Annotated in this window: 1 protein-coding gene; it reads right to left on the bottom strand. The window is 51.0% G+C overall.

Features of this window, described 5'->3' with window-relative positions:
- A partial coding sequence (locus tag ACYVG7_RS10355; RefSeq protein WP_460883040.1) for an IS4 family transposase occupies window positions 1-1,325 on the bottom strand: 1,325 nt, incomplete at its 3' end.
- Window positions 1,326-1,409: the final 84 nt, after the last annotated feature.

Raw genomic sequence — 1,409 nt, forward strand, 5'->3', positions numbered from 1 at the left:
CGCTGACTGGCATTGTTTTTATTAGGTTTTCTGATTGCATACTTCTTTGGCCTGGCTTTTACACATCGAGGGTAACTTCGCTCCCGTCTCGTCGGTAAGATGAACTGCTCTGCCTGCTTCTCCAGCTCTGCCACTCTTGCCGGAACATTACCCGGCGAAATAAACGGCAAACAACTGAGTTCATGGATTAAATACACCGAGGCCATATGGAAACTCAGCTGGCTCGCTGTATAACCATTGAGACTAGCTGCCATTCTAACCATCTGATATCGCAACAGATTATACGCTAGCACCAATCCCCATAACTCTTGTCTTACCCCTTCCGGTTTCTTGCTGCGCAGCGTGAGCTGGCTCCGTTGCAGGCTCTGTTTCATTTCCCGATATCCCAGCTCAATCTCCCAACGATTCATATATAACTCCGCCACGTCAGTCGCCGGATATCGCATCGGGTCGGTCATCGAGGTCAATATTTGTCGCTCCTTGCCATTGATTTGACGGGTCAACAGCCTGGCTTCCAGATAGGGCGGTAACTCCGGCCATTTCTTTTTCGCCTGCGGAGTGGTTGCGAGCCGGACCAGTACATCCTGGCGCCCCAACTTGGTTATCACCTCGAATTTCGTTCCCTTCTTCAGGGGCAGCAGCCAATGCCGACCGCTTCCCGCATGTTGCCAAGCATGCAATAAACCCAATGAATAGAATCCCTTATCGAATAGTGTCAGGCTGTTATCCGGCGTATTGGCTATCAGTTGCTCAGCCAGTACCATCTCGTTGACCTCGCAAGAATCCATGACGACCTGGGTCAGCAAATGACTGGTCAACTCCATCTGGCAAAGCATGCGGACCTGGGGGTAGCTCTGTACTCCACTGGCAGTCTTGGGTTTGTTAAAGGCAGTGGTATTCTCAGTGGTATCTGGTGTTCGCCACATCACACCATCGACGGCCAGCAGTTGCAGTCCAGCCCATGTGGGATGCTCACATTGCTGATGCCACAAACTGGCCGTCTGGTTAAACACCATTTCGACCGCTTTGTCCGAGAGTTTTTGCCGAGCCTGAATAAAGGCACTGGGTACGACAAAAGGGCGGTCCCCGGGTAACAGGATGTCGAGTTTAGTCGCGAGTTGGGCCATAGAGACATGACGAAACAAGGACATACCGATAATGGCCCATAGCACACGCTCCATAGGCATACGTCTGCGACGCAGGGAAACCGAGCCGGTTTCGGCAAGACAAGCTTGAACCAGCTCAGGAGACAAGAGGTCTGATAGCCCTTCAAATTTGGCAGGAGGACAGGTGTGTATAAAATCGAGAGCTTGTTCAATGCGCATAAAAAAAACCGAAACCCAACCGTGAGTTTCGGATTTTTACACAGCCTGAGGATCGGTCAATGGATCCTTAACTGATCGGCATTA

This window comes from Pseudaeromonas pectinilytica, assembly GCF_054780855.1.